This is a genomic window from Actinomadura bangladeshensis (assembly GCF_004348335.1).
Classification (GTDB): Bacteria; Actinomycetota; Actinomycetes; order Streptosporangiales; family Streptosporangiaceae; genus Spirillospora; species Spirillospora bangladeshensis.
The window spans coordinates 1-24,517 of record NZ_SMJW01000117.1 but is presented as its reverse complement, the minus strand read 5'-3'; the positions used below and the strand labels follow the sequence as shown (position 1 = coordinate 24,517).

The 24,517-nt window shown below is 71.7% G+C and carries 26 protein-coding genes; 18 read left to right on the top strand and 8 right to left on the bottom strand.

The window, feature by feature from the left end; translation table 11 throughout:
* Positions 1-462, bottom strand: a 462-nt coding sequence (locus E1284_RS22390; protein ID WP_207923887.1) for a flavin reductase family protein, incomplete at its 3' end; no start/stop codon positions are given.
* A 90-nt stretch (positions 463-552) separates the two neighbouring features.
* On the opposite strand from E1284_RS22390, the gene E1284_RS22385 reads away from it, so the two are divergent.
* From E1284_RS22385 to E1284_RS22370, 4 genes are read left to right on the top strand one after another with little or no spacing between them, the layout of a single operon-like run.
* Positions 553-1,698 (top strand): cupin domain-containing protein, encoded by a 1,146-nt coding sequence (locus tag E1284_RS22385; RefSeq protein ID WP_131942048.1) that lies wholly within the window; start codon positions 553-555, stop codon positions 1,696-1,698.
* Positions 1,698-2,528, top strand: coding sequence for a fumarylacetoacetate hydrolase family protein (locus tag E1284_RS22380; RefSeq protein ID WP_131942046.1), 831 nt, complete (start codon positions 1,698-1,700; stop codon positions 2,526-2,528). The genes E1284_RS22385 and E1284_RS22380 overlap by 1 nt, the downstream gene beginning before the upstream one ends.
* Positions 2,528-3,148 carry a maleylpyruvate isomerase family mycothiol-dependent enzyme gene (locus E1284_RS22375; protein ID WP_131942044.1) on the top strand — a complete coding sequence of 207 codons (621 nt, stop codon included), beginning with the start codon at positions 2,528-2,530 and terminating at the stop codon, positions 3,146-3,148. Before E1284_RS22380 ends, E1284_RS22375 begins: the two co-directional genes overlap by 1 nt.
* 22 nt (positions 3,149-3,170) lie before the next feature.
* Positions 3,171-4,436 carry an FAD-dependent monooxygenase gene (locus E1284_RS22370; RefSeq protein ID WP_243714668.1) on the top strand — a complete coding sequence of 422 codons (1,266 nt, stop codon included), beginning with the start codon at positions 3,171-3,173 and terminating at the stop codon, positions 4,434-4,436.
* On the opposite strand, the gene E1284_RS22365 is transcribed toward E1284_RS22370, so the two are convergent.
* The 3 genes from E1284_RS22365 to E1284_RS22355 are packed head-to-tail and all read right to left on the bottom strand — an operon-like array spanning position 4,423 to position 6,930.
* The gene (locus E1284_RS22365; protein ID WP_131942042.1) at positions 4,423-5,055 is read right to left on the bottom strand and encodes a 3-oxoacid CoA-transferase subunit B; all 633 of its coding nucleotides are present in this window, start codon (positions 5,053-5,055) and stop codon (positions 4,423-4,425) included. The two genes, E1284_RS22370 and E1284_RS22365, sit on opposite strands and share 14 nt — an antisense overlap.
* A 1-nt stretch (position 5,056) precedes the next feature.
* Positions 5,057-5,752 (bottom strand): 3-oxoacid CoA-transferase subunit A, encoded by a 696-nt coding sequence (locus E1284_RS22360; protein ID WP_131942040.1) that lies wholly within the window; start codon positions 5,750-5,752, stop codon positions 5,057-5,059.
* On the bottom strand, positions 5,749-6,930 hold the full coding sequence (locus E1284_RS22355) for a thiolase family protein (protein WP_131942038.1): 1,182 nt from the start codon (positions 6,928-6,930) through the stop codon (positions 5,749-5,751). The genes E1284_RS22360 and E1284_RS22355 overlap by 4 nt, the downstream gene beginning before the upstream one ends.
* A 71-nt stretch (positions 6,931-7,001) precedes the next feature.
* On the opposite strand from E1284_RS22355, the gene E1284_RS22350 reads away from it, so the two are divergent.
* The 5 genes from E1284_RS22350 to E1284_RS22330 all read left to right on the top strand — a co-directional run bounded on the left by E1284_RS22350 (position 7,002) and on the right by E1284_RS22330 (position 11,474).
* On the top strand, positions 7,002-7,883 hold the full coding sequence (locus E1284_RS22350; RefSeq protein ID WP_131942036.1) for a LysR family transcriptional regulator: 882 nt from the start codon (positions 7,002-7,004) through the stop codon (positions 7,881-7,883).
* A gap of 110 nt (positions 7,884-7,993) precedes the next feature.
* A complete protein-coding gene (locus E1284_RS22345; RefSeq protein WP_131942034.1) occupies positions 7,994-9,175 on the top strand; it encodes a cytochrome P450 in 1,182 nt (393 codons plus the stop codon).
* Positions 9,172-9,360: a ferredoxin gene (locus tag E1284_RS22340; RefSeq protein ID WP_131942032.1), complete on the top strand. Its 189-nt coding sequence runs from the start codon at positions 9,172-9,174 to the stop codon at positions 9,358-9,360. The genes E1284_RS22345 and E1284_RS22340 overlap by 4 nt, the downstream gene beginning before the upstream one ends.
* Before the next feature lie 26 nt (positions 9,361-9,386).
* Positions 9,387-10,511: an NAD(P)/FAD-dependent oxidoreductase gene (locus tag E1284_RS22335; protein ID WP_131942030.1), complete on the top strand. Its 1,125-nt coding sequence runs from the start codon at positions 9,387-9,389 to the stop codon at positions 10,509-10,511.
* A 42-nt stretch (positions 10,512-10,553) separates the two neighbouring features.
* Positions 10,554-11,474: a LysR family transcriptional regulator gene (locus tag E1284_RS22330; RefSeq protein ID WP_131942029.1), complete on the top strand. Its 921-nt coding sequence runs from the start codon at positions 10,554-10,556 to the stop codon at positions 11,472-11,474.
* A gap of 26 nt (positions 11,475-11,500) precedes the next feature.
* Here the strand turns inward: E1284_RS22330 and E1284_RS22325 are convergent, their stop codons facing one another.
* The gene (locus E1284_RS22325; RefSeq protein WP_131942027.1) at positions 11,501-12,115 is read right to left on the bottom strand and encodes a TetR/AcrR family transcriptional regulator; all 615 of its coding nucleotides are present in this window, start codon (positions 12,113-12,115) and stop codon (positions 11,501-11,503) included.
* Between the two features lie 192 nt (positions 12,116-12,307).
* Between E1284_RS22325 and E1284_RS22320 the strand changes: the two genes are divergently transcribed.
* From E1284_RS22320 to E1284_RS22285, 8 genes are read left to right on the top strand one after another with little or no spacing between them, the layout of a single operon-like run.
* The gene (locus tag E1284_RS22320) at positions 12,308-13,927 is read left to right on the top strand and encodes an MFS transporter (RefSeq protein ID WP_131942025.1); all 1,620 of its coding nucleotides are present in this window, start codon (positions 12,308-12,310) and stop codon (positions 13,925-13,927) included.
* A 37-nt stretch (positions 13,928-13,964) separates the two neighbouring features.
* Positions 13,965-14,954 (top strand): phosphotriesterase, encoded by a 990-nt coding sequence (locus E1284_RS22315; protein WP_207923885.1) that lies wholly within the window; start codon positions 13,965-13,967, stop codon positions 14,952-14,954.
* 9 nt (positions 14,955-14,963) lie between these two features.
* Positions 14,964-15,932, top strand: coding sequence for a phosphotriesterase family protein (locus E1284_RS22310; protein ID WP_131942021.1), 969 nt, complete (start codon positions 14,964-14,966; stop codon positions 15,930-15,932).
* Between the two features lie 19 nt (positions 15,933-15,951).
* Positions 15,952-17,085, top strand: a complete 1,134-nt coding sequence (locus E1284_RS22305; protein ID WP_131942019.1) for an FAD-dependent monooxygenase — start codon at positions 15,952-15,954, stop codon at positions 17,083-17,085.
* A 4-nt stretch (positions 17,086-17,089) separates the two neighbouring features.
* Positions 17,090-18,013: an alpha/beta hydrolase gene (locus tag E1284_RS22300; RefSeq protein ID WP_131942017.1), complete on the top strand. Its 924-nt coding sequence runs from the start codon at positions 17,090-17,092 to the stop codon at positions 18,011-18,013.
* The gene (locus E1284_RS22295) at positions 18,010-18,948 is read left to right on the top strand and encodes an MBL fold metallo-hydrolase (RefSeq protein ID WP_131942015.1); all 939 of its coding nucleotides are present in this window, start codon (positions 18,010-18,012) and stop codon (positions 18,946-18,948) included. Before E1284_RS22300 ends, E1284_RS22295 begins: the two co-directional genes overlap by 4 nt.
* Positions 18,949-18,974: 26 nt before the next feature.
* The gene (locus tag E1284_RS22290; RefSeq protein WP_131942013.1) at positions 18,975-20,720 is read left to right on the top strand and encodes a CocE/NonD family hydrolase; all 1,746 of its coding nucleotides are present in this window, start codon (positions 18,975-18,977) and stop codon (positions 20,718-20,720) included.
* A gap of 26 nt (positions 20,721-20,746) precedes the next feature.
* Positions 20,747-21,208, top strand: a complete 462-nt coding sequence (locus E1284_RS22285) for a helix-turn-helix domain-containing protein (RefSeq protein ID WP_243714667.1) — start codon at positions 20,747-20,749, stop codon at positions 21,206-21,208.
* Positions 21,209-21,225: 17 nt separating this feature from the next.
* Here the strand turns inward: E1284_RS22285 and E1284_RS22280 are convergent, their stop codons facing one another.
* Together E1284_RS22280 and E1284_RS22275 are read right to left on the bottom strand one after the other, a co-directional pair.
* Positions 21,226-21,828, bottom strand: a complete 603-nt coding sequence (locus E1284_RS22280) for a ClpP family protease (protein WP_131942011.1) — start codon at positions 21,826-21,828, stop codon at positions 21,226-21,228.
* Positions 21,825-22,454, bottom strand: coding sequence for a ClpP family protease (locus E1284_RS22275; RefSeq protein WP_131942009.1), 630 nt, complete (start codon positions 22,452-22,454; stop codon positions 21,825-21,827). The genes E1284_RS22280 and E1284_RS22275 overlap by 4 nt, the downstream gene beginning before the upstream one ends.
* Before the next feature lie 271 nt (positions 22,455-22,725).
* Here E1284_RS22275 and E1284_RS22270 point away from each other — a divergent pair, with 271 nt between their 5' ends.
* Entirely contained in the window at positions 22,726-23,769 is a 1,044-nt protein-coding gene (locus E1284_RS22270) for an NBR1-Ig-like domain-containing protein (protein WP_131942007.1), read from the top strand.
* Positions 23,770-23,828: 59 nt separating this feature from the next.
* Here E1284_RS22270 and E1284_RS41645 read toward each other — a convergent pair.
* The coding region (locus tag E1284_RS41645; protein ID WP_207923884.1) for a SpoIID/LytB domain-containing protein at positions 23,829-24,517 on the bottom strand (689 nt) is incomplete at its 5' end.

Genomic DNA, 24,517 nt, shown 5'->3' with positions numbered 1-24,517 from the left:
GAGGTCGGGGAGGGCGCGGAAGGTCAGAGGGGCGGCTTCGGAAGTGCCGGCCACGTCGACCGGTGCCAGTAGGTAGCCGGTGTGGTCGCCCAGGTCGGTGCGGGCCAGGATTCGGCCTACCAGGTGGCGGGGGGCGTCGGTCAGCAGGGGGACGCCTTCCGGGCCGGGACGCCAGGCGCAGCGGGTGAACTTGTCGATCTCGTCGCCGGTCTGGGAGCCGAACAGGGCCGCCAGGTCCCGCTGGGACTCGTCCAGGACGTGGACGGCCAGGTGGGTCGCCGCCTCGGCCGTCCGGTAGGTGTGGTTCACGCGGGACAGGCACACCAGGAACCTGAACGGGTCGATGCCGGTCTGCGTGGCGAAGCCGACCAGGCAGCCCGCCCGCGTTCCGGTGCCGGGGTCGATGGTGGTCACCACGAACATCGGGTAGTCGAATCCGGCGACGAACGTATCGCTGTCCACCTCGGCAGCCTAGGCGGGACGCCGGGCGGGCTCGTTCTGGGGAGCAGAATTTCCTATTCTTCGGCGGGCGCGGGCACCACGATTGCCGGTATGACCAGCACTCCTGTCGCGGGCTCGCCCGTGAGGCTGCGGGCCGTGGACGCGCCCGGCCAGCCGGACGTCACACCGGAGCTCGAAGACCTCTACCGCGGGTTCGAGTCCGAGCTGCTCGTGCCACTGTGGACGGAGATCGGCGACCTGATGCCGGTGCATCCGCGGTCCAAGGCCGTCCCGCACGTGTGGAGGTGGGACGCGCTGGTCCGGCTCGCCGAGCAGGCCGGGCGGCTCGTGCCGGTGGGACGCGGGGGAGAGCGGCGGGCGATCGCGCTGGCCAATCCGGGGCTCGGCGGACGGCCGTTCGCGTCGCCGACGCTGTGGGCGGCGGTCCAGTACCTGATGCCGGGCGAAGACGCCCCCGAGCACCGCCACACGCAGCACGCGTTCCGGTTCGTGGTCGAGGGCAGCGGGGTGTGGACGGTCGTCGGCGGCGACCCGGTGCCGATGAACCGCGGCGACTTCCTGCCGCAGGCGGGCTGGAACTGGCACGCCCACCACAACGCCGCCGAGCAGCCCATGGCCTGGATCGACGGGCTCGACATCCCCTTCCAGTACCTGACCGAGGCGCAGTTCTTCGAGTTCGGGCGGGACGAGCTGCCCGAGTCCGAGCACATCACGCCCGAGCGGTCGCGCTCGGAGCGGTTGTGGGGGCACCCCGGGCTGCGTCCCGTGGGTGTCGGGCATGCGACGCCCGGCTCGCCGCTTCTCTCCTACAAGTGGCAGCACACCGACCGTGCGCTGGCCGACCAGCTCGCGCTGGAGCGGCAAGGGCATGCGGGGACGGTGGAGCCCGGCCATGCCGCCGTCCGCTACAGCAACCCCGTCGACGGCACCGACGTGCTGCCGACGCTGCGCGCCGAGTTCCACCGGGTGGCGCGGGGCGCCGAGACGGCTCCGGTGCGCGAGACCGGGTCCAGCGTCTACCAGGTCTTCGACGGCTCCGGCCGGGTGACGGTCGGTGACCGGTCCTGGGCGGTGGCCCGCGGCGACCTCTTCGTCGTCCCCTCGTGGGAGCCGTTCTCGGTGCGGTCGGAGGCCGGGGCGTCCGACTCCGACTCCGGCGCGCTCGACCTGTTCCGTTTCTGCGACGCGCCCGTCTTCGAGGCGCTCAAGCTCGACCGATTCGCCAAGGACTCCTGATGAAGCTCTCCACCATCCGCACCGCCGCCGGGACCCGCGCCGTCCGGCTCGACGGCGGCACGCTCGTCGACCTCGGGTTCCCCGACCTCGGCGCGCTCCTCGCCGAGCCGGACTGGCGGGCCAGGGCGGCGGGCGCCGCCGGCGCGGCCTACGACGTCGAAGGCGCCGACTTCGCGCCGGTCGTGCCGCGTCCCTCAAAGGTGATCTGCGTCGGGCACAACTACTCCGACCACATCAAGGAGATGGGGCGGGAGCTTCCGTCGTATCCGACGCTGTTCCCGAAGTTCGCCGACAGCCTGATCGGCGCCCATGACGACATCGTCAAGCCCGCCGAGACGGACGCGCTCGACTGGGAGGTGGAGCTCGCCGTCGTCATCGGCCGGGAGGTCCGCCGCGCCGACGGCGCGCAGGCCGAGGCGGCGATCGCGGGCTTCACCGTCATGAACGACATCTCCGTCCGCGACTGGCAGTTCCGCACCATCGAGTGGACGCAGGGCAAGATCTGGGACTCCTCGACTCCCGTCGGCCCCTACCTGGTCACGCCGGACGAGGTCGGCGGCGTCCGCCCGGCACTCAAGGTGCGGACGGTCGTGGACGGCCGCGAGATGCAGTCCGACGACACCGGCACGCTGCTGTTCGACCCGGTCTTCCTGGTCGAGTACGTCTCGACGATCGTCCGGCTGCGTCCCGGCGACCTGATCGCCACCGGCACGCCCGCCGGGGTCGGCCACGCCCGCGACCCGAAGGTCTACCTGACCGGCGGCGAGACGGTCGTGACCGAGATCGACGGGCTCGGCGCCTGCGCGAACCGCATCGTCAAGGACGCCTGATGGCCCCCGCCGACGTCCTCCGCTGGACGCGGGACGGGACGGCGCTGCTCCTCGGCGCCGTCGACCGCCTGACCGAGCCAGAGTACGACGCCCCGAGCCTGCTGCCCGGCTGGACCCGCAGGCACCTGGTCGCCCACGTCGCCGCGAACGCGGAGGCGCTCGGCAACCTGGTGCACTGGGCCGCGACCGGCGAGGCGACGCCCATGTACGCCTCGCCGGAGGAGCGGGCCGCCGGGATTGAGCGCGGCCCCCGCATGAGCGGCGCCGAGCTGGCCGAGTGGGCGAACCGCTCCGCCGCGGAGCTGTGGACGTCGATGGGCGAGCTGACCGAGGGGCAGTGGCTGTCCGAGGTCGCCACGGCCCAGGGCCGCACCGTGCCCGCGACCGAGGTGCCGTGGCTGCGGGCGCGGGAGGTCTTCGTCCACGCGGTCGACCTCGACTGCGGCGTCTCCTTCGGCGACCTGCCGCGCGACTTCCTGGAAGCGCTCGTCGCCGACATCACCGCCAAGCGGGGGCTCGGCGCGGTGCCGGCGGACGGGCCGCTGCCCGAGGTGGCCGCCTGGCTGGCCGGACGCCCGCACGCCCTCGCCGACGCCCCGCCCCTCGGCCCCTGGCTCTGAGGCGCCCGAAAGAGAAGAGACCATGACCAACCCTGATGTGATCGTCGTCGGCGGCGGGATCGGCGGGCTCGGCGCCGCCTGCGCGCTGGCCCGCCGGGGCCTGGCGGTCCGGCTGCTGGAGAAGTCCGGCTCCTTCGGCGAGGTCGGCGCCGGCATCCAGCTCGCGCCCAACTGCACGCGCATCCTCGACGACTACGGCCTGCTGGACGAGGCCACGGCCCTCGGCGTCGTCCCCGACGCGATGATCATGCGCGACGCCGTCGACGGCGCGGAGCTGACCCGCCTCGACCTGCGCGATCTGGAACGCCGCTACGGATACCCGTACCTGGTCATCCACCGCAGCGACCTGCACGCGATGCTGCTGCGCGCATGCCGCCGCGCCGGCGTCGACCTGGTGACGTCGCAGCAGGCGGTCGCCTACGCCAACACGCCCGATGGCGCCCGCGTGACGCTCGCCGACGGCCATACCGAAGAGGCGCAGGTCGTCATCGCGGCCGACGGGCTGCATTCGGTGGCGCGCAGGCTCATGTCCGACGACGAGCCGGTCTCCTCCGCCTACGTCGCCTACCGGGGCACCGTGCCGACGTCGAGCGGGCGCGCCGCCGCCGTCGACCTCGGCGAGGTCGTCGTCCATGTCGGGCCGGGCTGCCATTTCGTCCACTACGGGCTGCGTGGCGGCGAGCTGCTCAACCAGGTCGCCGTCTTCGAGTCGCCCAAGGCCCGCGCCGGCGAGCAGGACTGGGGCACGCCCGACGAACTGGACGCGGCGTTCGAGCGGACCTGCGACTTCGTCCGCGAGGGGCTGCCGCACATGTGGCGCGACAAGTGGTGGCGGATGTACGACCGCGACCCCATCATGACCTGGGTGGACGGCAGCATCGCGCTGCTCGGCGACTCCGCCCACCCGCCGCTCCAGTACATCGCCCAGGGCGCGATCATGGCGCTGGAGGACGGCTGGGTGCTCGGCGAGCACGTCGCCCGGCACCGCGCCGCCGACGGTTCGGTGGACTGGCCCGCCGTCCTCGCCGCCTACCAGGCCGTCCGGCCCGAGCACTGCCGCCGCGTCCTCACGACCTCGCGCGCGTGGGGCGAGCTGTGGCACCTCGACGGGCTCGCCCGGCAGCAGCGCAACGTCCTGCTGCGGGAACGCGACACCTATGACTACACGTTCGTCGACTGGCTCTACGGGCCGACCGCCCTGGACCCGTCCGACGAACCCCCGATGTTCGAGCCGATCCCCCTCTCCACCGCAACCGAGCCCACGCTTCGTTGGGTCAGGCGGGCTTGAGGGGGACGGGGACCCGGTCGCGGAGTTCGTCGATCGTCACGCCGAAGGTCTCGCGGACGGACGCGCCGTCCGGACCCACGTCGATGACGGCGACGTCGGTGTAGACCCGGCTGACGCAGCCGACGCCGGTCAGCGGATACGTGCACTCGGGCACCAGCTTCGACCGGCCCTTCTTGTCGAAGAGCGTCATCATCACGAAGACCTGCTTGGCGCCGATGGCCAGGTCCATCGCGCCGCCGACGGCCGGGATGGCGTCGGGGGCGCCGGTGCTCCAGTTCGCGAGGTCGCCGGTGGCCGACACCTGGAACGCGCCGAGCACGCACACGTCGAGATGGCCGCCGCGCATCATGGCGAACGAGTCCGCGTGGTGGAAGTACGCCGTGCCGGGAAGCTCCGTCACCGGCACCTTCCCGGCATTGGTGAGATCCGGGTCGATCTCGTCGCCCGCGGCGGCGGGGCCCATGTTGAGCATGCCGTTCTCGGTGTGCAGCACGACGCCCGAGCCGTCCGGCAGGTGGTCGGCGACCTTGGTCGGACGGCCGATGCCGAGGTTGACGTACGAGCCGGCCGGGATGTCGCGGGCGACGAGCGCGGCCAGCTCATCGGGGTTCAGGGCCATGTCAGCGCGCTCCTTGGACGGTGTACCGCCGTGCCCGCACCCGCACGACGCGATCGACGAAGATGCCGGGCGTGACGACCGCCTCCGGGTCGATCTCCCCGGCGGGGACGACCTCGCCGACCTGCACGATCGTGGTGGCCGCGGCGGTCGCCATGACCGGGCCGAAGTTGCGGGCGGTCTTGCGGTAGACGAGGTTGCCCATGGTGTCGGCGCGGTGCGCGCCGATCAGCGCCACGTCCCCCCTGATCGGGTACTCCAGGACGTGGACGCGGCCGTCGATCGTCCGGGTCTCCTTGCCCTCGGCCAGCGGGGTGCCGACCCCGGTCGGGCAGTAGAAGGCGCCGATGCCCGCGCCCGCCGCGCGCATCCGCTCGGCGAGGTTGCCCTGCGGCACGATCTCCAACTCGATCCTCCCGGCCCGGTACAGCTCGTCGAAGACGTGGGAGTCGCTCTGCCGGGGGAACGAGCAGACCACCTTCCGGACGCGCCCGGTCTTCAGCAGTGCGGCCAGCCCGACGTCCCCGTTGCCGGCGTTGTTGGACACGATGGTGAGGTCCTTCGCGCCCTGCCGGATCAGCCCGTCGATGAGGTCGAACGGCATGCCGGCGAAGCCGAAGCCGCCGACCAGGACGGTGCTGCCGTCCTCGATGCCCTGCACGGCCTCGTCGACGCTGTCCAGAATCGCCGCCCGGCTCACGCCCCCGCCTCCACGTTCTCCAGGACGACGGCCAGGCCCTGCCCGACCCCGATGCAGATCGCGGCGACGCCCCAGCGTTCGCGGCGCTCCCGGAGCACCTTCATGAGCGTGCCGAGGACGCGGGCGCCGCTGGCCCCCAGCGGGTGGCCGAGCGCGATCGCGCCGCCCCTCGTGTTGACGATCTCCGGGTCGATGCCCCAGGCGTCCACGCAGACCAGCGACTGGACGGCGAACGCCTCGTTGAGCTCCACGGCGCCGACCCGGTCCCAGCCGATCCCGGCTCGCGCGAGGGCGCGGTTCGCCGCCTCGACGGGGGCGTAGCCGAAGTCCTGCGGGTCGAGTGCGAACGCGCCGCGCCCGGCGATGCGCGCGAGCGGGTCGAGGCCGATCCGCTCGGCGGCGGCCTCCGAGCCGAGCAGCAGCGCGGCCGCGCCGTCGCTCAGCGGCGAGGCGTTGCCCGCGGTGATGGTGCCGTCCTGGCGGAAGCTCGGCTTGAGCTTGGCGAGCTTCTCCAGGGAGGTGTCGGCGCGGATGCCCTCGTCGCGCTTCAGGTCGCCGGCCGGGGCGACCAGGTCGTCGTAGAAGCCCGCGTCCCAGGCCGCCGCCGCCAGCCGGTGGGAGCGCAGGGCGAACGCGTCCTGCCGCTCCCGGCCGATGCCGTACCGCTCCTGGAGGAGTTCGTTGGCCTCGCCGAGCGAGACCGTCCACTCCTTCGGCATGCGGGGGTTCACCAGCCGCCAGCCGAGCGTGGTCGACACGGCGGTGACGTTGCCGGCCGGAAAGCCCTTGGCGGGCTTCGGCAGCACCCACGGCGCCCGCGTCATCGACTCGACCCCGCCGGCCAGGACGATGCCGGCGTCGCCGGTCTCGATCGTCCGGGAGCCGGTCATCGCCGCGTCGAGGCTGGAGCCGCACAGCCGGTTGACGGTCGTGCCCGGCACGCTCGTCGGCAGCCCGGCGAGCAGCGCGGCCATCCGGCCGACGTTGCGGTTCTCCTCGCCCGCGCCGTTCGCGTTGCCCCAGACGACCTCGTCGATCGCGGCCGGGTCCAGCCCGGGCGCCCGGTCCAGCAGCGCGCTGATCACCCCGGCCGCCAGGTCGTCCGGGCGGACGCCCGCCAGCGCGCCGTTGAACCGCCCGAACGGCGTCCGGACGGCGGAGTACAGATAGGAGCTCATGCCATCGAGGCTAGTGACCTGGCTTGATACAGTGAAGTATCAATATTTACTCTGATTGAAACGTTCAACATATGGATCTGCGCCACCTGCGGTACTTCGTCGCCGTCGCCGAGGAACTCCACTTCGGCCGCGCCGCCGAGCGGCTCACCATGGCCCAGCCGCCGCTGTCGCAGGCGATCCGCAGGCTGGAGACCGAACTCGGCGTGGAGCTGTTCCACCGCTCCACGCGCCGGGTCGACCTCACCGACGCGGGCCGCGCCTACCTCGCCCGCGCCCGGAAGATCCTCGGCGAGGTGGACGAGGCGGCGCACGAGGCCCGGCTGGTCGCGGCCGGCGCGGTCGGGCATCTCGCGATCGGCTGCGTGGGGTCGGCGACCTACAGCCTGCTGCCCGCGCTGTCGCGCGGCCTGTCCCTGGAACTGCCGGGCGTCGACTTCTCCTTCCGCGGCGAGATGCTGGTGCCCGACCAGGCCGCGGCGCTGCGGGCCGGCGAGATCGACCTGGCGCTGCTGCGGCCCCCGATCGCCGACCTCTCGCTCACCGTCCTGCCGCTGCGCCGGGACCGGCTCGTCGTCGCGGTCCCCGCCGACCATGCCCTGGCCGCCGTCCGGCGGCCGGCCGTCACCGACCTGGCGGACGCCGACCTCATCGTCCATTCCGCGGACCGGCGCTCGGTGATGTACGACGTCGTGCTCGGCCTGTTCCGCGGCGCCAGGGTCGAGCCCCGGATCCGGCACGAGGTGGCGGAGACCTCCACGCTGATCACCCTCGTCGCGGGCGGGCTCGGAGTGGCCGTCGTCCCGGAGCCGGTGACGGCCCTCGCCCTCGAAGGCGTCGCCTACAGGCCGCTGGCGAGTCCGGCCGTCGACGTCGAACTGGCCATCGCCCACCGCACCGACCGCACCGAACCGCACCTCGCCCGCGCCGTCTCGGTCATCCGGCAGATCGTCTGAGCGCATCGCATATGCATCAGATTCATGAGCGGCCATGAGAAACATGTGTTTGTGCGATGTGCAATCGGTGGATTCACTGGGGCTTCGACGACCGACCCCGAGGTGAACCGATGACCGACTCAGCCCCACCCGCTTCCGATCTTGACCTCTTCGACGACGAGGTGCTCGTCGACCCGTATCCGTCCTTCGCGGCGCTGCGCGACCTCGGACCCGTCGTCCACCTCCCGGCGAACGACGTCTACGCGCTCACCCGGTACGGCGTGATCCGCGAGGCCCTCCGCGACTGGGAGACGTTCTCCTCCGCCGGGGCCATCGGCTTCAACCCGGCGGTCAACGAGGCGCTGACCGGCACGTCCCTCGCCTCGGACCCGCCGGTGCACACGCGGCTGCGCGCCACCCTGACCGCCAACCTGTCGCCGCGGGCGCTGCGCGGGCTCAAGGACGGCATCGACGCGAAGGCGGACGCGCTCGTCGAGAAGCTCGTCGGCGCCGGCTCGTTCGAGGCCGTCGACGCGCTCGCCCGCGCCTTCCCGCTGGAGGTCGTCGCGGACCTCATCGGCTTCACCGGCCACGTCCGCGCCAACATGCTGCGCTGGGGCCAGGCGGCGATGCAGGTCATCGGGCCGATGAACCAGCGGACCGCGGAGAACTTCCCGATCGCGGGCGAGCTGTACGAGTGGTGCTCGAACGTCACGGCCGGCGATCTCGCGCCCGGTTCGGTCGGACGCGGCATCTTCGAGGCCGAGGCCCGCGGCGAGATCCCGCCCGGCACGGCCGGCCACATCATCCACCAGTACCTCGGCGCCGGCGTCGACACCACGATCGCCTCCATCGGCAACATCGTCGCCTTGTTCGCCGCGCACCCCGATCAGCTCGCGCTGGTGCGGGAGGACCCGTCGCTGGCGCCGGCCGCGTTCAACGAGGTGCTCCGCTACTGGGTGCCGATCCACGCCTTCGGACGCCTGACGACCCGGGACGTGGAGATCGACGGCACCGTGATCCCGGCCGGGGCGAAGGTCGCGATCCTGTTCGGCGCCGGCAACCGGGACCCGCGCCACTACGAGAACCCGGACGAGTTCCAGGTCGAGCGCAACCCGGTCGACCACCTGTCGTTCGGCTACGGCCCGCACGGCTGCGCGGGCCAGGGCCTCGCCCGCCTTGAGGCCCACGCCGTCATCGGTGCCCTGGCGCGCCGCGTCGAGCGGCTCGTCACCGGCCCGGAAGTCCGGGTGCCGAGCAACGTCACGCGGAGCATCGAGGAGCTCCCCGTCCTGGAGGTGATCCGCGCATGAAGATCGTGCTCGACCGTCCGCGCTGCGAGGGACACGGCCTCTGCGAGGAGGCCGCCCCCGACCTGATGCACCTGGACGACGACGGCGAACTCGTCATCGACCGGGAGGAGGTCGGCGACGCCGATGCCGCGCAGGCCAAGGCCGCCGTCCGCGTCTGCCCGGTCGCGGCCCTGCGTCTCGAATGACAGCGTCTCGAATGACAGCGTCTCGAATGACCGGGTCTCGGATCAGCGGGGGAATCGAGCGGGTCGTCATCGTCGGCAACGGCATCGCCGGGCTCACGGCGGCGGACTCGCTGCGGGACGGCGGCTTCGACGGGGAGCTGACCATCGTCGGCGACGAGCCGCACGCGGCCTACAGCCGTCCGGCGCTGTCGAAGGCGCTGCTGCTCGACGGCGACGACATGGCGTCCCACGAACTGCCGCCGCCCACGCACGAGGCGAAGGAGATCCTCGGCGTTCGGGCCTCCGGGCTGGACGTCGAACGTCGGCTCGTCAGGCTCGATGACGGCACCGCGCTGCCCTACCACCGGCTCGTGATCGCCACTGGCTCCCGGGCCCGGCGGCTGTCCGCCCTGCCCGGCGAGGTCACCTTGCGCGGCCTCGACGACGCGCTGGCCCTGCGCGCCCGGCTCGCCGGACGCCCGTCGGTCATCGTGGTCGGCGGAGGCCCGCTCGGCATGGAGATCGCCTCCGGCTGCCTGGCGGCGGGCTGCCGGGTCACGCTCGTCTCTCAGGGCATCCCGCTGATCGTGCAACTGGGGCCGTATCTGGCGGACGTCTTCACCAAGGCCGCGCTGGACCGCGGGCTCACGATCGTCGAAACCGCCGGTGCACGGCTCGCGGCGGACACCCGCGTCGTCCTGGACGACGGCGCCGTCCTCGAAGCCGATCTGGTGGTGTCCGCGGTCGGCGACGTCCCCAACACCGAGTGGCTCGCCGGCACCGGGCTGACCGAGAAGGGCGTTCTGCATGTGGACTCGCGCGGGCTCGTGCGTCCCGACATCGCGGCGGCCGGCGACCTGGCGGCGTTCCCGACGCCGCACGGCGTGCGTCGCATCCCGCTGTGGAGCAGCGCGATCGAGCAGGCGAAGGTGGCCGCCGCGGCCCTCATCCGAGGGGACGAGACGCCACCGCTCCAGTTCGAGCCGTACTTCTGGACGGAGCAGTTCGGGCTCACCCTCAAGGCCGTGGGCCACCTCCCCGTGGACGGGGAGCCCGCGCACGTCGAGGACCGTCTCCTGCGCTGGCCCCGCGCCGACGGCACCGGTACGGCCGTGGCGCTGAACCGGCGCGTCCCGATTCCCCGGCTGCGTCGCCTCAGCAGGGCCGCCTGAGCAGGGCCGCCTGAATAGAGCCGCCGCGTAGAGTTCGTCGCGATGAGTGACGAGAATGCGGGCACCGCGGGTTCCGGGCTGGACCGGCTGGCGTCGGTCAACCTCAACCTGCTGGTGCCGCTGCTCGCGATGCTGGAGGAGCGCTCGGTGACGAGGGCCGCCGAGCGCGTCGGCCTCACCCAGTCCGCGATGAGCCACGCCCTGGCGCGCATGCGGCGGCTGCTGGGGGACGACCTCCTCGTCCGGCAGGGGAACGCCGTCACGCTGACGCCGCGCGCGATGGAGCTGATCGCGCCGCTGCGGGCGACGCTCCAGCAGGCCGCGGACGTGGTGAGCTTCCCCGGCTTCGACCCGGCGACGGACCGCCGCGTCATCACCGTCGCGATGACCACCAGCACCGCGTTCGTCCTCGGCGGGCGGCTGGGGCGGCTCGTCGCGGAGCGGGCGCCGAACGCGACGCTGCGCATGCGCACGATCACCGTGCCGGCCGAGTCCACGTTCACCGAGCACGGCGTCGACGTCGTCCTGATCTCCGAGGGGTTCGCCTCGCCCCATCCCCGGGAGCGCCTGTACGACGACCGCATCGTGGTGGTGGCGTCGCCGGACACGCCGCCGGAGGCGAGCGCGCTCGACCTGCTGACGACGCAGCCGCACGTCGTCGTGGACACCGAGCGGCGGGTCTTCCCGTACTCGGTGCTCGACGAGAACGGGATCCCCTACCGCGTCGGCCAGCTGATCTCCGACTTCCTGCTCGTCCCGTACCAGGTCGGACGCTCCGGCGGCGTCGCGCTTCTGCGCCACCGGGTCGCCGCGGAGATGCGGACGCTCCTCGACCTGCGGATCGAGGAGTTCCCTTTCCCGCTGCCCGGCCTCGGCATCGACATGGTGTGGAACCCCCACCTCGGCGACCACCGCTTCATCGCCTGGCTGCGCCAGCTCCTCTTCGACGCGGCGAGGCCCTGAGGGCCCCCGCGCACCCCGGTAGCTGCTCAGTGGCGGCCGATGGTGCCGAACCAGCTCTCGGTGAGGACGTCCAGCATCTCCTCGCGCCCGACGCCCCAGCGGCCCGGGGTCCAGTGCCGCGCGACGTGGTCGAGCTCGGTGATCGCGATGACGCTGCGGAAGCGCCGGGTGCCGGCCGGGAACCGGGCGGCGCGGTCGAGGCCGTCCTCGATGTCGCGCTGCGCCTCGTCCAGCCACGCGTTGAGCAGCGCGCGGATCTCGGGGTCGGCGGCGGCGGCCTCGAAGGCGGTCGTGGTGTAGGGGCGGATCGTGTCCCAGCGTTCCGAGGTCGCCGCGAGCCACCCGCGGATCCGCTCCCGTGAGCCGTCCTCGACCACCGCGACCAGCTCCCGCTCGGTCGAGCCGTGCTCGGCGGACGGCACCCGGTCGAGGGCGGCGTTGAGCCGCTCGGAGATCAGCGCCTTCATCAGGTCGACCTTCGACGGGAAGTACGCGTAGAAGGTCACCCGCGTCGTGCCCGCCTCCGACGCGATGTCGTCGACCTTGGTCGCCGTGTAGCCCTTCGACACGAACAACTCCAGGCCGGCGTCCAGCAGGAGTTTACGCGTCATCTCCTTCTGTGCCTCACGAAGCCTCGCCATGCGGCAAGCGTAGAGCACCGCGCCCGCACGCCGTACGCAGCGGCTATCTGGAATACGTGCTGGTCAAAGACTTGACGTACTGTCAAGCAATGTGACACCTTGCACAGTCAACAGGTGATCGCGCTCACACCGGATGGCCGATCCCGGGCGGCCGGATCCCGCCGCCCTGCCATCGACGAGGAAGAATCCGCAATGACACAGACCGCTGCGCGCAAGCAGGGCTACACCGTCACGGTGCTCGCCGGCTGCTTCGCCGTCCTCCTCGCGCAGGTCGCGTACTCGCTGCCAGGCGCGCTCAACGGCACGTTCCAGCAGGAGTTCCAGACCACCGGCGCCGAGCTGACCTGGATCACGGCCGCCTTCGCGATCCCCATGGTCGTCTTCGAACTGACCACCGGCGTGATCGGCGACCTGTTCGGCCGCAAGCGCCTGCTGCAGGCGGGCGCGCTGCTGACCGTCGCCGGCTCCGTCGTCTGCTACCTCGCCGGCACGGTCGAGGTGCTGTGGGCCGGCCAGGTCGTCGCCGGGCTCGGTGCGGCCGTCCTCTACCCGATCTCGCTCGCCATGCTGGCGGCGGTGAGCCCGTCGCCGGAGGCGCGCTCCAAGGCGATCGCCACCTGGGCCGGGTTCCTGTCGGCCGGTGCCGCGATCTCCCCGCTGATGGGCGGATGGCTCGCCCAGGACCACGACTGGCGGACGTCCTACCTCGTCGTGATCGCGGCCGCGGTGATCTCGATCGCCATCACCCAGCTCGCGGCCGACTCGGCGGCGCCGGAGGGCCGCAAGCTCGACCTGCCGGGCCAGGTCACCCTCGCCCTCGGCCTGATCGCGATCCTGTTCGCCGCCACCCAGGGCTCGGAGGCCGGTTTCGCCCGCGCCGAGATCATCGGGGCGTTCGCGGCGGGCGCCGTGCTGCTCGGCGCGTTCGTCGTCATCGAGCTGCGGACGGACGTCCCGCTGCTGCACCTCAACATCTTCGCCAACCGCTCCTACGCGATCGTCGCGATCGCCACGGTCATCGGCATGTTCGCCTTCCTGGCGACCTGCTACTCGATGAGCATCTGGCTCGGCGCCGTCCAGCACCAGAGCGCCCTCAAGATCGGCCTGCTGTTCCTCGCCATCCAGGGGCCCGCGTTCGTGCTGGTGCCGGTCGTCTCGCACGTCATCCGCAACTTCTCGCCGCGCTGGGTGCTCACCACCGGCTTCGCGCTCATCGCGGTCAGCGGCATCTGGTGCTCGACGTTCGACGTCCACGACATGAGCTGGACGCGGTTCGTCCCGCCGATGCTCGCCCTCGGCGTGGGCTTCGCGCTGACCGTCGGCTCGATCACGGCCGTCGCGATCAACACGGTCCCGCTGCGGCTCGCCGGGATGGCCAGCGCCACCACCAACCTGCTGCGCGACTTCGGCTTCGCCCTCGGGCCGGTGCTCATCGCCGCGTTCGCGGTCAGCCGGGCCAACGGCGCCTTCTCCGACGGCGTGGGCGGCGCCATCGGCGCGTCCGGCCTGCAGCCGCCGTACACCGAGGTCGCGGGCGGCATCGCGCAGCAGGGCGGCGCGATGGCGATCAACTCCATGCCGGTCGTGCCCGGCGCGGGCCCCGGCATGGCGCCGGTGCCGATGCCGGAGAGCCTGCGCGTGCTGGCGTTCGAGTCGCTCGGCAACGCCTACAGCCTGGCCTTCCTCGTCGCGGGCCTGTGCGCGGCCGCCGCGGCGGTGCTGACCCTCGCGGGCCTCTTCGGCTCCCCGGCCGCCGACGTCGAGGAGCCCCCCGCCGAGGAAGTAAAGTTTACGAAGGAGATACTTACTTGATGTCCTGTAAAGTGAAGCCGATGGAGAGGGAGTGTCAGTGACAGACGCGCAGGGCGCCGCGAGCGGTACCGTCGCCACCGTCCTCGGGCCCGTTCCCGCACATGAGCTGGGGGTCGTGGCCGTCCACGAGGCGCTGCTGTCGGTGGTTCCGGGGGCGGAGCACGCGTTCGACATCACGATCGACCGCGCCGAGGTCTTCGAGACGCTCGCGGGGAGGCTGCGGGACTTCCGCGAGCACGGCGGCGGGACGATCGTGGACGCCACCGGCATGTTCCACGGCCGCGACGTGCGGCTGTACGAGGCTCTGTCGCGGTCGACCGGCGTCCACATCGTGGCGTCCACGGGGATGGGCCCGGAGGAGATGCTCGGCGGCTACTTCCTGACCCCGCAGACCAACCCGCCGACGCCGTGGCCGGCCGGGAAGTTCGCCGACCTCTTCACCAAGGAGGTCACCGAGGGGATGGTCGTTCCGCGCGTGGAGCGGCGGGGCGCCGCCGGTCTCGTGGCCACCGCCGCGACGCGCGAGGGCATGACGGCGACCGACGAGAGCCTGTTCCGCGGCGCGGCCCGGACCGCCCTGAACACCGGGGTCCCGGTCTCCATCCGCTTCGGGAACGATGCCGTGCGCGACCTTTCGGTCGTCCTGGACGAGAAGCTCCCCGCCGACCGCGTCGTCGTCGGCGGGCTCGACCGCAAGGACGCCGTCGCCGCCGGCACCCCGCTCGACATCGCCCGCCGCGGTGCCTACGTCGCCCTCGACAACGTCGGCGTGGAGGGCGATGCGCACGTCACCGACGCCGAACGCGCCGCGCTGGTGCTCGAACTGGTCGCGGCCGGTCACGGCAACCGGATCCTGCTGTCGAGCAACGCGGTCGGCGTGGCCAAGGGGCACCCCGGCAACGACCTGCCGTACAGCTACGTCCTCTCGACGTTCGTCCCCCTCCTGAAGGCGCAGGGCCTCGGCGGCGAGGACGTCCAGCGCATCCTCGCCGGAAACCCGCGCGACCTGCTGTCTTCGAATTTCTAGAGGTGTGCTGTGACGAGAGTGAACACCGTCCTGGGGACGATCCCGGCCGAGGAACTGGGCATCGTGGCCGTCCACGAACACATCGGCTACGGCATGCCCGGCTCCGAGCTGGACGCCAAGTGGTGGATGACGCCCGAGGAGCGGTATGCGGAGACCGTCCCGAAGCTCCGCGCGTTCCACGAGTACAGCCGCGAGTACGGCGGCGGGACGTTCGTCGACGTGACCGGCATCTGCAACGGCCGTGACGTCGACTACTACAAGTCGCTGTCGGCGAAGACCGGCGTCAACATCGTCGCCTGCACCGGGTTCGTCGGCGGTGACACCGCCCTGCCGTTCTTCGCCCGCGCCGGCGTCGACTACCTGACCCGGCAGTTCGTCCACGAGATCACCGTCGGTATCGGCGGCACCGGCAGCCGCGCCGGGGTCATCAAGGTCGGCGTGAGCCGCGGCGGGCGCATGACGGAGCTGGACAAGCGGATCTACCGCGCCGCCGCCCGCGCCGCGCTCACGACCGGCGTGCCGATCCTGACCCACCTCGCCATCGACGCCGAGAACGCGATCGCCATCTTCAACGAGGAGGGCCTCCCGCTCGACCGTGTCCTGTTCGGGCACGCCGACGACGGCGTGAACGCGGAGAAGACGCGCGACACCTGGATCGCGGAGCAGGGCGGACGGGTCGGCTTCGACACCTTCGGTTACGAGACCGAACTGGAGGACCCGCCGTTCTGGGCCCGGCCGCGCAAGGAGCGGCTGGACCACTTCCTCCGGTTCATCGGCCCGGAGGGCCACCTGGACAAGGCGCTCGCCTCGGCCGACGCCAACTGCAGCCCGCTGGGCTGGCCCGGCGTGAAGGGCCACACCGTCAACTACATCTTCGAGGACCTCATCCCCGACCTGCGGGACGCCGGCCTCGACGAGACCACCATCGCGACGCTGTTCGTCCACAACCCCGCCACGTTCCTGTCGATCCAGGACTGACCAGGAAGAAACGCACTCCATGAAGACCTCGGACCTGAAGGACCTGAACATCGCGGTCGTCGGTGCAGGGTACGGCGGTGCCGCCACGGCCAAGGCGCTGAGCCTCCTCGGCGCAACCGTCACCGTCTATGAGCAGGCGACGCGGATCTGCGAGGTCGGCGCCGGCATCGGGCTGCGGCCGTCCACCATGGACCGCTTCCGCGAATGGGGCGTCTTCGGCGCGATCGCGTCGGTGAGCTCGCCGAGCGACTACTTCGAGATCCTCACCGCCACCGGTGAACCGATCATGAAAGAGGCGTGGCCGGAGATCGACGCCTTTGGCCAGAAGACCCACCTGATCCACCGGGGTGACTTCATCGACGCCCTCATGAGCGTCCTGCCCGAGGGCATGGTCCGGCTCGGCCACAAGCTGGAGGGGATCAAGGACGAGGGCGACCGGGCGACGCTGGCCTTCGCCAACGGCACGACCGCCACCGCCGACCTGGTCGTGGGCGCCGACGGCATCAAGTCGGTGGTGCGCGAGCAGCTGTTCAGTGACAAGCCGCCGGTGTTCTCCGGCGAGCACGCCTACCGCGCGGTGATCTCCAAGGATGACGCCCAGGGGCTGGCCGTCGACGACAACCTCCGCATGTACATCGGCCGCGGCACGAAGGTCTACTTCCTGCCGCTGCGCCACCGCGGCCAGGTCTCCTTCGACATCACCGCGCTCTGCCCGGACGGCACCTGGGCGCCGGACGTCACCAAGGACGACCTCGTGAAGTGCGTCGAGGGCTTCGACGAGCGGATCGTGAACATCACCCGCGACCTCGCCATGGACACCGTCAACTGCCGCGCGGTCTACGACATCGACCCGATCGACACCTGGCATTCCGGCAGTGTCGTCCTCGTGGGCGACGCGGCCCACTCGATGCTGCACCACCAGGGCCAGGGCGCGAACTCGGCGATCCTGGACGCCGGCGCCCTCGCCGACTCGCTCCGGGACGCCGGCTCCGTCCGGGAGGCGCTGGCGCGGTACCAGACCGTCCGCAAGCCGGTGACCGACGAGCTGCAGCGGATCTCCCGCCAGGGCTGGACCGAGGACGAGATCAACGACGTCTTCCCCGGCCAGAAGCCCGCCTCCCAGCAGGCGGCGTCCCCGCAGAAGGAGGGCTGAGACCATGCCACTGCACCCCGACATCGCCAAGGCCCTCGCCGAGATGCCCGCGCCGCCGCCGGGTCCGCTGAACCCGGAGGCGATGCGCGCCGGCGAGGAGGCCCAGGTCCCGCTCGTGGCCGACCGGCTGCCGCTGCACTCCGTCCAGGACCTCACCGCCCGGACTCCCGCCGGCGACGTACCGGTGCGGATCTACACGCCGGACGAGGCCGACGCCTACGGCCTGCTCGTCTACTTCCACGGCGGCGCGTTCTTCCTCGGCAGCCTCGAAACGCACGACCACGTCGCGCGCTCCCTGGCGAAGGAGACCGGGCTCAAGGTCGTCTCCGTCGATTACCGGCGGGCGCCCGAGCACGCCTTCCCCGCCGGGCTGGACGACTGCTACGCCGCCGTCCGGTGGGCCTCCGAGAACGGCGAGTCGCTGCGCTGGGACGGCACGACGCTCGCCCTGGCCGGCGACAGCTCCGGCGGGACGTTCGTCGCCGCGGTCGCCGCCATGGCCCACGACGACGGCTTCGACCGGATCACCCACCAGGTGATGTTCTACCCGTCGCTCGACCTGGACTTCGACGTCGACCGCTACGCCTCGCTGCGCGAGAACGCCGTCGGCTACGGGCTGGAGACCGCCGGGCTGAAGCCGTTCAACGCCTTCTACCTCGACAGCGGCGCCGACCCTGCCGACCCACGCGTGTCCCCGATCAAGCGGGCCGACCTCACCGGGCTGCCCCCGGCGCTGATCATCACCGGCGAGTTCGACCCGATGCGGGACGAGGGCGAACTCTACGGGCGGCGGCTGAACGGCGCCGGCGTGACCGCGACCGTCAGCCGCTACACCGGCGCAGGCCACGGGTTCGTGCAGCACTTCTCCTGGATCCCGGAGTACCACCGGGCCTTCGAGGAGACCCGCGACTTCCTGGCCCGCCCATGACCGCGGTGCGTGCCCATCCCCTGGTGTCGCCGTGGGGCCGGTTCGGTCTCTACAGCTTCTTCATCGACGCGCCCGAACCGGCCATCGTCGACACCGGCATCGCGTCCTCGCCCGCCGGGGGCATGGCGCCGGCGCTGGAGGCCATCGGCCGCAGGATCGAGGACGTCCGCTGGATCCTGCTGACCCACGGCCACATCGACCACGTCGGCGGCGCGCACGCCCTGTGGGAGCTGACCGGCCGGCGCGCGCAGGTCGTGATCCACGAGGCGGACGCGCCGCTGCTGCGCTCGCGCCGCGCCCACGTGGACGAGTACCTCGCCGGGCGGGGACGGTACCTGGACGATCCCGAGGGCGAGGCGAAGGTGACCGCCGCGGCCGACGCGGTCATCTCCGGCGAACTGGAGCCGACCATGCTCGTCGAGGGAGGCGAGACGGTCTCCCTCGGCGGCGGCGTCACCGTCTCCGTCCACTCGATCCCCGGCCACACGCGCGGGTCGGTCGCCTATGTCGTCGAGGGTCAGAGGTCGGTGTTCGTCGGCGACGCCGTCCAGGTGCACGGGGCCGCCAACGGGTTCCCCGGCTTCGAGGACCCGGTCGCCTACCGCGCGAGCCTGGAGTACCTGCGCGACGAGGTCCGCCCGGCGCACCTCTACCTCGGCCACCCCTACCGCCGCACCGACGGCACGCCGTACGGCGTCGAACTGGACGCGGAGCAGGCCGCGGAAGCGCTGCGCGAGAGCCTCGACATCGAGGGCCGCGTCGGCAAGGCGGCCCGCGACTGCCTCTGCGCGGGCCTCCTGGAGACCGACTCGGCGTACTCGCCGTTCGCATCCGTGGCCGAGGAGGTCGGCTACACCGCCGACCCCGCCCTGGAGCCGTCGCCGTTCTTCACGTCGATGCACGGCTACCGCACGCACTTCACCCGGAACCCGTGACAGAGCCCGTGACAGAGGAGGCACCCGTGCCCGACTTCGAGATCGTCCAGGCGGGCCTGGACAAGATCGCCGTCCGCAAGGACCTCCGCGTGCCGATGCGCGACGGCGTCACGCTGATGGCCGACGCCTACCAGGGCGTCGACGACAGGCCGCGCCCCGCGCTCGTGGCGCTCAGCCCGTATGGCAAGGAGCTGCAGGCCCTTGCACTGACGACGCCGCCGCAGCGGCGCCCCAGCCCGATGTGGGACGGCTGCATCGAGGCCGGCGACATCGCGCGCGTCGTCAAGGAGGACTACGTCCACGTCATCGGCGACCTGCGCGGTTCCGGCGCGTCCGAGGGCGAGCACATCGGCAACTACAACGCCGGCGGCGTCTCGCTCGGCCAGGACGCCTACGACTTCATCGAGTGGGTCGCCGCGCAGCCGTGGTGCGACGGCAACGTCGGCATGATCGGCATCTCCTACTTCGGCTCCATGCAGGTGCTCGCCGCGGCCGAGCGGCCGCCGAGCCTCAAGGCGATCTTCGTCAGCGGCGGCCACTACGACTTCTACGAGACGACCTACCACGGCGGCATCATGTGGTTCATGCCGCGCGCCGCCCGCGAGGGCCGCGGCGGCGACTCCGGCTGGGCGTTCACCGACCGGGTCAAGTCCCGCATGCTGGAGACCTACTCGCCGGAGGAGATCAAGGAGCGCGTCGCGAGGCGCCTCCAGGACCCGGACGTCGCCGCCTGGCCGAACCTCGTCCACGTCCTGCACTACCCGAAGAACCACGAGGCCTGGTTCGACATCGTGCTGAACGAGCTCGACGGCGAGTGGTACGAGGAGCGCAACCCGGTCACGCTCGCGCCGAACATCGACATCCCGGTCTGGCTCCAGCTCGACCAGGGCCGCGGCTGGACGCTCGACGGCACCATCGAGGTGTTCAACCGGCTGAAGGGCCCGAAGAAGCTCGACATCGGCCCGTACCCGCCCATGCAGTCGCGCCCCTTCGTCGAGGAGCACGACAAGATGTTCCGCTGGTACGAGTACTGGCTCAAGGGCGTTGACAACGGCGTCATGGACGAGCCCGCGGTCACCGTCTTCGTCGAGGGCAGCCGCGAGCAGGTGACCGGTGCCGCGTGGCCCCCGAAGGACGTCGAGTACAGGCCGCTCTACCTGCGTCCGCGCCGCGGGCTCTCGGCCGAGCCGGAGCCCATGGGCGCGGAGCACGCCGCCCCGGACGGCTTCTACCAGGCGCCGCTGACCGTCACCGACAAGGTCGAGATGCTCAGCTGGAGCACCGAGCCGTTCGAGGAGCCGGCGGAGCTGATCGGCACGGGCGCCGCGCACATCTTCGCCGAGATCGACCAGGACGACACCAACTTCATCCTGCGCCTCTGGGACGCCGCGCCCGACGGAAAGCGGCAGCTCATCACCACCGGCTACCTCAAGGCGTCGCATCGCGAGCTCGACGAGGAGCGCACCGCCGAGGGCGACCCGTACCACCCGCACACCCGGGCGGTCCCGGTGGAACCCGGGAAGATAGAGGAGTACGTGCTGCGCCTCTACCCGTTCGCCGCCGCGCTCAGGCCCGGCCACCGGCTGGTCGCCGAGCTGTCGAACGACGAGCCGCTGACCGACGCGCACAACGCGCTGCTGCCGCCGGACGCCTTCCATCTGCCGGTGGGGCGTCCCGTCACGCACAAGATCTACCGCGACGCGTCCCACCCGTCCCGGCTCGTTCTTCCCTTCACCCGCCGTTCCGCGGTGGGCGGAACGGCTGGGGCGTGAGCGGGCCGCCGACTTACGATGTGCTCATGGCCGAGACGACCCGCCCGCTCATGCCCGCCGACGAGACGCCGCACGAGACGCCGCGCGAGGAGTCGCGCCGGGAGCCGCACCAGACGCCGAACGGGACGCCGAACGGGACGCCGAACGGGACGCCGCGCGAGACGCAGCACGGGCCGGCCGCGACACGCGGGCCGGCGGAGCCGTTGTGGCGGGACGCGCTCGGCGGCTGCCTGCGCCGGCTGCGGCTGGAGCGCGGCGAGATCCTGGTCGAGACCGCCCGCCGCGCCGGCGTCTCTCCGCAGTACCTGTCCGAGATGGAGCGCGGCGTCAAGGAGCCGTCGAGCGAGATGATCGCCGCGGTCGCCGGCGCCCTGGACACGACGCTCGCCGATCTGGCGCTCGCGGTCGCGACCAGCCTGCTGGCCGCGCCCGCCGGAACCGCTCCGGCGGGCCCGACCTGCCGGGCCGCGTACGCGCTGGCCGCGTAGCCCGTCGCGGAGCCCGGCTACACCGGCATCGGCTGCCGCTCCTCGATCACCTGGTCGATGAGGCCGTAGTCCAGCGCGCCCTGCGCGGTGAACACGCGGTCCCGGTCGGTGTCGGCGCGCAGCGTCGCCGTGTCCTGCCCGGTGTGCCGGGCGAGGATGCCCTCGATGTCCGCGCGCACGCGCACGACCTCGTCCGCCTGGAGGATGAGGTCCGGGATCGCACCGCGCCCCTGCCCCATCGGCTGGTGCAGGACGACGCGCGTGTGGGGGAGGGCGGAGCGCATGCCCGGACTGCCCGCGGCGAGGAGGACGGCGCCGACGGCGACGGCCTGCCCCACGCACGTCGTCGCCACCCGCGCGCGGATGTAGCGCAGCGTGTCGTACACGGCGAGCATCGCGCTCGGGTCGCCGCCCTCGCAGTTGATGTAGAGCTGGATGTCGCGGTCGGGGCTGTCGGCCTCCAGGTACAGCAGCTGCGCGACGAGCGCGTTGGCGACGCCCGCGTCGATCGCGGTGCCGAGGTAGATGATCCGCTCGGTCAGCAGGTGCGAGTAGACGTCCATGATGCGTTCGCCGCGCGAGTCCCGCGCGATGACGTTCGGGATCGTGTAGGTGCTCATCGGATGTCCCCCTCCGCGGCGACGCGGAGCCCGACGGGCCGGCGGCCCGCCGGTGCGACCTCGTCGAACGTGCTGACGATCGCGTCGACGAACCCGTACTCCAGGGCCTCGCGCGCGGTGTACCAGCGGTCGTGCAGCGAATCCTCGAAGACCCGCTCCAGCGGCTGGCCGGTGTCCTCGCTGATGAGCCCGAGCACCGTGTCCCGGGTGTGCCGCAGGTCGCCGGCCTGCAGTTCGATGTCGACGGCGGCGCCGGCGATCCCGGCGGAGCCCTGGTGCATCAGCACGCGGGCGTGCGGCATCGCGCGGCGCTTGCCGCGGGTCCCGGACGACAGCAGGAACTGGCCCGCGCTGTAGGCGATGCCGAGCACCAGCGTCGACACGTCGCACGGGAGGATCCGCATGACGTCGCGGATCGCGAGCATCGACGGCACCGACCCGCCGGGGGAGTGGATCCACAGCGAGATGTCCGATGACGCGTCCTCCCGCGCCAGCGTGATGAGCTGCGTCGCCAGCAGCGTGCCGTTGTCGTCGTCCAGCGGGCCGTCGAGGACGAGGACGCGCTGCTGGTAGAGCTCAAGCCGCGCCCGTTCGTTGAACAATGGGATTCTCTGTTCCTCGCTCATGCCTTCACTCTGCGCCGCCGCGCGCACACGTCACAGCCCTATCCGCCCCCAGCGGATCCGCTCACAGCAGCACGCGCGGAGCAGCGCCGGTCAGCGTGGCGGGCCGAAAACCGGCCGCCTCTAAAGAACACCGCTGTCCGGCTCGACCGTGAAGTCGGAGCACAATGAAAAGGAAGCTTGCCGATCACGCCGGGGTCGCGGAGAACCCAGTTCACCTGCCGCGATACGGCCGGGCTTGAGCAAGGGCCGTGCGCGCTGTTAGCTTCACTCGGTGGACGACACGCGTGCACAGGCGCAGGCGATCGCGGACTTCGCGGCAACTTTGCAGGAACTGCGCAGGTCGGTGGGCAATCCGCCGTTCCGGGAAATGTCCGGGCGGTCCGGGGCGATCTCGCACACCACGTTGCACGAGGCCACGAAGGGCAACCGGCTCCCGAGCTGGGGGACCACCGCCGAGTTCGTCAAGGCGTGCGGCGCCGACCCGGCCGAGTACCGCGAGCGCTGGGAGCGGGCGAACCGGGTGGTCGGCTCGGCGCGGGCCGGGCGTCCGCCGGCCGTCGCCGGGACGTCCGCGGCCCGCCCGCCCGGCGGGGTCGCCCCCGCCGCGAGCACCGCGGAACGGCGGGCCATGCACATCGCCATCGACCCGCAACCGCCCCGGGAGGACGAGCCCGCGGCGTCCGCGCCCGAGCCGTCACCGCCTCCACCCGAAGAGCCGGCGGACGGCGACCCGGACCCTCCCGCGCCGGGAAAGCGGTTCCGGCCGACCCGCCGGGCCGCGGTCGTGCTCGCGACGGCGGCCGTCGGCGCCGGGGCCGCCGTCCTCATCGTGGTCGCCGTGAACCGCGACTCCGCGCCCGGCCGGGACGGCCTGAAGGAGGGCGGCCGGTCGAAGCCCGCGCTGTCCCCGGCCGACTGCCCGGTGCTGGCGACCAACCCGGCGCCGGCACCGCCGACGCACAAGGGCGACGTGGCCTTGTTCATCGCCGACATCAGCCTGCCCGACTGCACGCGCGTCGGCACCGGCCAGACCGTGACCAAGGTGTGGCGGCTCAAGAACGCCGGGAAAGTGCCGTGGAAGGGCTATTCCCTGCGCCGTCTCGACGTCCCGCAGCAGGCCGATCAATGCCAGACCATCTCCGATGTGCCGATCGATGACACGCAGCCCGGAAAGATGGTCGACATTCGGACCGAAATCACGACGCCGCGGAAACCGGGGCTGTGCTACGTGCGGTTCAAAATGGTGGACGCCTCGGGAAAGGTCGCGTTCCCCGGTAGCCGTCCGGTCAATTTTCAGATCATCATCGAGGGATGATGGGCGTTCCCCGCCGCGGCGGTGCGCGGCGGGGAACGGGGAGCGAATCATCCGCGGAATCAGGAGAGCGCGATTCCGCTGTAGTAGGCCTTGAGGATCCTGGAGTAATTCCAGCCCGCATTGGCCTTGTCACGGGAGCCGTACTGCGACATCCAGTCCCCGGTGACCCATCCGCCGCACGCCGTCGTCGTGGAGCAGTAGTGGGCCTGCAGGATCTTCCCGCTGCGGGTCATCCGGGTGCTCCACGTCGCGTCGACCGCGGAGTTCGTCGACGCCTTCGCCGAGCCGGGCTTGTACACCTGGCTGGACGTGGTGTCGTACACGTCGAAGCACCGTCCGTCCGACGTCTTGCGCGTCGAGTGCAGCGCCCAGTACCAGCCGTAGCTCTTGACCGCCATCGCCCCGGCCCGGAGCGATTCCTGCGGCCAGCTCGTCACCCACTCGTTGGGCAGGACGTTCTTGACGTAGGTCTTGAACGCCACCCGGTCCACGCGGTCCAGCGAGACCCGGTACACCAGGATGGTCGTGGGCAGTTTGCTGTCCGTGCCGTCGGTCTTGCATCCGGTCGGCGGCGTGGTGGAGCTCAGGAACTTGTGCGAGGCGTTCTGGTTCTTCAGGCTGGAGTTCAGGTTGCCCTTGGCGCCGGCCTTGAAGTCCTGGTAGGTGCCGCCGTAGTTGCTGTTGTAGTAGACGCGGACGGTCTTGCTGCTGCGGTTCCAGACCGAGGCGGCCTCGTTCTTGATGCAGA